This window comes from Parvibaculum sp. (genome assembly GCF_002684405.1).
Lineage (GTDB): Bacteria > Pseudomonadota > Alphaproteobacteria > Parvibaculales > Parvibaculaceae > Parvibaculum.
Map to the genome: position 1 here is coordinate 1 of NZ_NYVD01000056.1, position 6418 is coordinate 6418.

Here is a 6418-nt window from a genome sequence, read left to right on the forward strand (position 1 = left end):
CCGAGGAAACCGCCTGCGCATGGGCCTCGGCGAAGGTCGGACGCCCGATCAAATGGACCGGCAACCGCTCCGAAGCCTTCCTCTCCGACGCGCATGGCCGCGACCACCTAAGCAAGGCCGAACTGGCGCTCGATGCCGATGGCAAGATGCTGGGCCTGCGCGTGAAGACGATCGCCAATCTTGGCGCCTATCTCTCCACCTTCTCCGCCGCCGTGCCGACCTATCTTTATGGCACGCTGCTTTCCGGCCAGTACGACCTGCCGGCCATTCATGTCGAGGTGGACGGCGTTTACACACATACCGCGCCGGTGGACGCCTATCGCGGCGCGGGCCGGCCGGAAGCAACCTTCCTCATCGAACGGATCGCCGAGACCGCAGCCCGGGAGATCGGCATGGACCCGGCCGAATTCCGCCGGAAGAATTTCGTGCGAACCTTCCCGCATCAGACGCCGGTCATCATGAATTACGATGTCGGCAATTACGAGGCTTCGCTCGACGCGGCACTTGAAGCCATCGACTACAAGGGCTTTCCGTCGCGCCGCGCGGAAGCAGAAAAGCGCGGCAAGCTGCGCGGGATCGGTTTTTCCACCTATATCGAGGCTTGCGGACTTGCGCCTTCCGCCGCCGTCGGCTCTCTCGGTGCCGGCGTGGGTCTTTGGGAATCCGCCGAGGTCCGCGTCAACCCGACCGGCAATATCGACGTGCTGACCGGCTCGCACAGCCATGGTCAGGGACATGAAACGACTTTCGCGCAGCTCGTTTCCTCGCGCCTCGGCGTGCCGCTCGACGATGTGGAAATCGTGCATGGCGACACGGACAAGGTGCAGTTCGGCATGGGCACCTATGGCTCGCGCTCCGGCGCCGTCGGCATGAGCGCCATTTCCCGCGCCCTCGACAAGATCGAAACCAAGGCAAAGAAGATCGCGGCCCACCTCATGGAAGCCGCGGTGGACGACATCGTTTTCGAGAACGGCACCTTCACAGTACAAGGCACCGACAAGAGCATGGCTTGGGCAGAGCTGTCGCTCGCGGCCTACACGGCGCATGGTTTTGCCGGCAGCGATCTCGAACCGGGCCTCAAGGAAGGCGCTTTTTACGATCCGACCAACTTCACCTTCCCCGCCGGCTGCCATATCTGCGAGGTCGAAATCGATCCGGATACGGGCGTGACGGCAATCGTCAATTTCGTCGCTGTCGACGATTTCGGCACCATCATCAATCCCATGATCGTCGAGGGACAGGTCCATGGCGGCATCGCGCAGGGCGTCGGCCAGGCGCTGCTGGAGCATGGCATCTACGATCCGGAATCCGGCCAGCTCATGACCGGTTCCTATATGGATTACTGCATGCCGCGCGCGGACGACCTGCCGACCTTCAAGCTCGGTTTCACCCCGACGGAATGCCCCTCTAACCCGCTCGGCATGAAAGGCTGCGGCGAGGCAGGCGCCATCGCCTCCCCGCCCGCCATCATCAATGCCGTGACGGACGCCCTCAGCATTCGAGAAATTGCCATGCCGGCGACGCCGGCGCGTGTCTGGGCCGCGCTGCAAGCCAAGCAGCCCCGCGCAGCCGCCGAATAAGGAGAAGCCCCATGTACCAGTTCAACTATCACCGCCCCAAGACGCTGGACGAAGCCGTGAAAGCGCTTGCCGATGCGGACGATCCGAAGCTGCTGGCCGGCGGGCAGACCCTTATCCCCACGCTGAAACAGCGTCTCGCCATGCCGAGCGACCTCGTCGATATCGGCTCGCTGGCCGACCTGCGCTACATCAAGGCCGAAGGCGACGCCCTGACCATCGGTGCGGGCACCAAACATGCCGACGTGGCGGCCTCGGCCGATGTCATGAAGCACAATCCGGCGCTGGCAAAACTGGCCGACAATATCGGCGATCCCGCCGTCCGCCATATGGGAACGCTGGGCGGCTCCATCGCCAATAACGATCCGGCTGCCGACTATCCCGGCGCCTGCCTGGCGCTCGACGCCAAGATCCACACCACGAAGCGGCTGATCGAGGCCGACGAGTTCTTCACCGGCATGTTCGAAACCGCGCTGGAAGACGACGAGATCATCAAGGAAGTGACCTTCCCGCATCCGGAAAAGGCCGCCTATATGAAGTTCGCCAATCCGGCCTCGCGCTACGCGATGGTCGGCGTCTTTGTGTCCAAGGGCCCTTGGGGCATTCGCGTCGCCGTGACGGGCGCCGGACAGGACGGCGTTTTCCGCGCAACCGAGATGGAAGCTGCGCTGGAGAAGAACTGGTCGCCGGATGCCGTCGCGAACGTCAAGATATCCCCGGACGGCCTCAACACTGATATGCATGGAAGTGCCGAATATCGGGCACACCTCATCTCCGTGATGGCCAAACGGGCGGTCGAGGCAGCCGGATAAGCGGCGTTTACGCCTTTGGCTCCTGACCGGTAGACTGAGTTCATGACCCTGCCTTCATCCATCGACGAGACCGTCGATCTGCTCGCGCGCGGCAGCTATGTCGCCGACCGCTCGCTGTCGACGGTTGTTTTCCTCGCGCTCAAAATGGGCCGCCCGCTGCTGCTGGAAGGCGAAGCGGGCGTCGGCAAGACCGAGATCGCCAAAGTGCTTGCGCAGGCGCTCGGCCGCCGGCTGATCCGGCTGCAATGCTATGAGGGGCTGGACACCGCCGCCGCTGTCTATGAGTGGAACTATCAGGCACAGATGATCGAAATCCGGCTCGCCGAGGCGGAAGGCGTGGAAACGCGCGACGAGCTGGGCAAGGACATCTTCTCCGAACGCTTCTTGATCCGCCGCCCGCTGCTGCAGGCGCTGGAACCGTCGGTGGAAGGCCCGCCCGTGCTGCTGATCGACGAGCTGGACCGCACGGACGAACCCTTCGAGGCCTATCTGCTGGAAGTGCTCTCCGATTTTCAGGTGACCGTGCCCGAGATCGGCACCATCCATGCCGACAATCCGCCCATCGTCATCGTGACCTCGAACCGCACGCGCGAAATCCACGACGCACTGAAACGGCGCTGCCTTTACCACTGGGTGGACTATCCGAATGCCGAGCGGGAACTGGACATCCTGAGACTGAAAGCGCCGCAGGCGCCGGAAGAACTTTCCCAGCAGGTGGTCGCCTTCGTGCAGCAGCTCCGCCAGATGGATCTCTACAAAAGCCCCGGCGTGGCGGAAACGCTGGACTGGGCGAACGCGCTGACCCATCTGAATGCGCTCTCGCTCGACGCCAATAATGTCAACGACACGCTCGGCACGCTGCTGAAATATCAGGACGACATCGCCCGCGTTCAGGGCAGCGAAGCGGCGCGGATTCTCGAGGAAATCCGCATGGCCGCGAGCGCGGCGCAATAGGCCCCGCCATGGCAGAGCCCCAACAGGGACGGCTTGCCGAAAACATCGTGCATTTTGCCCGCGTGCTGCGGCGCGCAGGCATGCCCGCCGGTCCACGCCAGGTGATCGAGGCGATCGAGGCGGTACAGGCCGCAGGGCTGACGCACCGCAAGGATTTCTACTGGACGCTACACGCCACGCTGGTGAAGCGGCACGAGCATCACGAGCTTTTCGATCAGGCGTTCCATGTTTTCTGGCGCGATCCCAAGCTTATCGACCGCATGATGTCGATGATGCTGCCGGAAATCGAGGCGCGCGACGAGACCCGGGAGGAAACGAGCCGCCGCCTCGCCGAAGCGCTTTTCGGCCAGAACGATGTGGAGGCGACCGAGGAGCCCGATATCGACATCGACGCGAGCGAGACCTTTTCCGCGCAGGACGTGCTGCGGACGAAGGATTTCGAGCAGATGTCGGCGGCCGAACTGGCCGAAGCGCGCGCTGCCATCGCGAGGCTGCGCCTGCCGCTCGATGAAAGCCGGACGCGGCGAACGCGCGCGGCGGTGCGCGGCCAGCTCGTGGATATGCGCGCCACCATGCGGGCGAGCTTGCGCAGCAGCGGCATCATTCCGCTGAAGCGGCGCGACTTCCGCACGAAACGGCCGCCATTGGTCGTGCTCTGCGATATTTCCGGCTCCATGTCGGTTTATGCGCGGGTTTTCCTGCATTTCCTCCACGCGCTGACCAATGCGCGGGACCGGGTGCATGTCTTCCTCTTCGGCACGCGGCTAACCAATGTGACGCGGGAACTGCGCCATCGGGACATCGACGAGGCCATCGAGCGCGTGACGCAGGCCGTGGACGACTGGGATGGCGGCACGCGGATCGGCGAGACGCTGCACCGCTTCAATGTGGACTGGGCCCGGCGCGTGCTGGGCCAGGGCGCGGTCGTGCTGCTGGTGACCGACGGGCTCGACCGGGAGGCCGGCGAAGGCGTGGAACCCGAAATCACGCGGCTTCACCGGCAGACAAAACGGCTCATCTGGTTAAATCCCCTCTTGCGGTATGACCGCTTCGAACCGAAATCACTGGGGATCAGGGCGCTGCTGCCCCATGTGGACGAGTTCCGGCCGGTCCACAATATCCAGTCGCTAACGGCGCTGGTGGAAGCGCTCTCCGGCGAGCCGGAACGGATGAAAACAGGAAAGAAGGCGGCATGAACGAGCCCCCGGAAACCATAAGCGAAATGGACCACGACAAGGTGCTGGAACAGGCCTCGAACTGGCTGAAGGACGGCCACAAGGTGGCGCTTGCCACGGTCATCGAGACCTGGGGTTCCGCGCCCCGGCCCGTGGGCAGCCAGCTCGCGATCCGCGACGATGCGACTTTCACGGGCTCCGTTTCCGGTGGCTGTATCGAAGGCGATGTGGTGACCCGCGCGCTCGACAAGCTCGACGGCGGCGCGGCGGAGGTCGTGGAATATGGCGTCTCCGACGCCAAGGCCTGGGAAGTCGGGCTCGCCTGTGGCGGCCGCATCCGCATCATGATCGAACCGGTCGAGGGGAACGCATGAAGGCGGAAATCCTCAGCGAACTGGTCCGCGCCCGCGCCGAAAAGCGCCCTGTCGTACTAGCAACCCGGTTAAGCAATGGATTTGAAAAACTTGTGTATCAAACTGATACACAAGCAGAAAAATGGCTTGTTGAAGCAGTTTCTGAAGTGCTGCGCGCGGACAAGGGACGCGTTCAGGCGGACCCTGACGGCGAGGACTGGTTCCTCAATCCGTTCAATCCGCCGCTCCGCCTCGTCATCCTCGGCGCCGTTCACATCGCGCAACCGCTGTCGAAAATGGCCGAACTCGCCAATTACGATGTGACCGTGATCGACCCCCGCACGGCCTTTGCCTCCGAGGAGCGCTTTCCGGGCGTGACACTCGTGACCGAATGGCCGGACGAGGCGATGGAGAAGATCGACCTCGATACGCGGACCGCGGTCGTCACCCTCACCCACGACCCGAAGCTCGACGATCCCGGGCTCCATGCGGCGCTCAAAAGCCCCTGCTTCTATATCGGCGCGCTGGGGAGCCGGAAGACCCATGGCACCCGCGTGGAACGACTGACGGAGGCGGGCTTCAGCGAGGACGAGATCGCCCGCATCCACGGGCCGGTGGGGCTGGCCATCGGCGCGCGGAGCCCGGCGGAAATCGCCATTTCCATCATGGCCCAGATGACCGAAAGGCTGAGGACATGACATTCGGCCCGGTCGCGCCGGAAGACGCCGAGGGCGCGGTGCTGGCCCACTCGCAGAAGGTGGGCGGCGCGACCTTTAAGAAGGGCCGGATCCTCAGCGCGGACGATGTGACGGCGCTGAAAGAGGCCGGATTTCAAGAGGTTATCGTCGCGCGGTACGGCCCCGAAGACGTACCGGAGGACGAGGCGGCGCGCGAACTCGCCGCGGCGCTGGCGGGCCCCGGCATCCGCGCGGGCGAAGCCTTCACCGGGCGGGCGAACCTCTTTGCCGATGCGGACGGCGTGATCGAGATCGACCGGCACCGGCTCGACCACATCAACATCGTGGATGAGGCGATCACGCTGGCGACGCTGGAGCCTTTTTCCAGAGTTTCCGCGGGTCAGATGGTGGCGACGGTGAAGATCATCCCCTTTGCCGCGCCGCGCGGAAGCCTCGACCTGGCGCTGAAACGCGCGGGCGAGCCCGGTCCCCTGCTCCATCTGCACCCGTTCAAGCCGCATAGGGCCGGATTAGTGGCAACAAGGTTGCCGGATACGAAGGAAAGCGTGCTCGACAAGACGCGGGCTGTGCTGGACGAGCGGCTGACGGGCATGGGCTCGGAGATCGCGCGCGAGATCCGTTGCGGGCATGACGAGCGCGAAGTGAGCGCGGCGGTGACGGCGCTTTTGACAGCCGGGCTGTCGCCAGTCCTCGTTTTCGGGGCGTCGGCGACGGTGGACCGGCGCGACGTGGTGCCGGCCGGGATCGAGCTAAGTGGTGGAGAAATAGAGCATTTCGGGATGCCGGTGGACCCGGGCAACCTGCTGCTGCTGGCGACCCACGGACAGACGCCGGTGATCGGCCTGCCCG

The 6418-nt window shown here is 64.3% G+C and carries 7 protein-coding genes; all 7 read left to right on the forward strand.

All coding sequences use genetic code 11. The annotated features are described in order from the left end of the window. A partial coding sequence (locus CMI59_RS04865) for a molybdopterin cofactor-binding domain-containing protein (RefSeq protein ID WP_293325506.1) occupies window positions 1-1580 on the forward strand: 1580 nt, incomplete at its 5' end. Window positions 1581-1591: 11 nt separating this feature from the next. Next, window positions 1592-2389 (forward strand): xanthine dehydrogenase family protein subunit M, encoded by a 798-nt coding sequence (locus CMI59_RS04870; RefSeq protein ID WP_293325508.1) that lies wholly within the window; start codon window positions 1592-1594, stop codon window positions 2387-2389. 42 nt (window positions 2390-2431) lie between these two features. Beyond that, window positions 2432-3343 (forward strand): MoxR family ATPase, encoded by a 912-nt coding sequence (locus CMI59_RS04875; RefSeq protein WP_293325511.1) that lies wholly within the window; start codon window positions 2432-2434, stop codon window positions 3341-3343. Between the two features lie 8 nt (window positions 3344-3351). Continuing rightward, the gene (locus CMI59_RS04880) at window positions 3352-4539 is read left to right on the forward strand and encodes a VWA domain-containing protein (protein ID WP_293325514.1); all 1188 of its coding nucleotides are present in this window, start codon (window positions 3352-3354) and stop codon (window positions 4537-4539) included. Further along, window positions 4536-4892, forward strand: a complete 357-nt coding sequence (locus CMI59_RS04885; protein WP_293325516.1) for an XdhC family protein — start codon at window positions 4536-4538, stop codon at window positions 4890-4892. The genes CMI59_RS04880 and CMI59_RS04885 overlap by 4 nt, the downstream gene beginning before the upstream one ends. Before the next feature lie 146 nt (window positions 4893-5038). Next, the gene (locus CMI59_RS04890; RefSeq protein WP_339614118.1) at window positions 5039-5569 is read left to right on the forward strand and encodes an XdhC family protein; all 531 of its coding nucleotides are present in this window, start codon (window positions 5039-5041) and stop codon (window positions 5567-5569) included. Then, window positions 5566-6418: molybdopterin-binding protein (locus CMI59_RS04895; protein ID WP_293325521.1), on the forward strand; the 853-nt coding region annotated here is incomplete at its 3' end. The genes CMI59_RS04890 and CMI59_RS04895, both read left to right, overlap by 4 nt.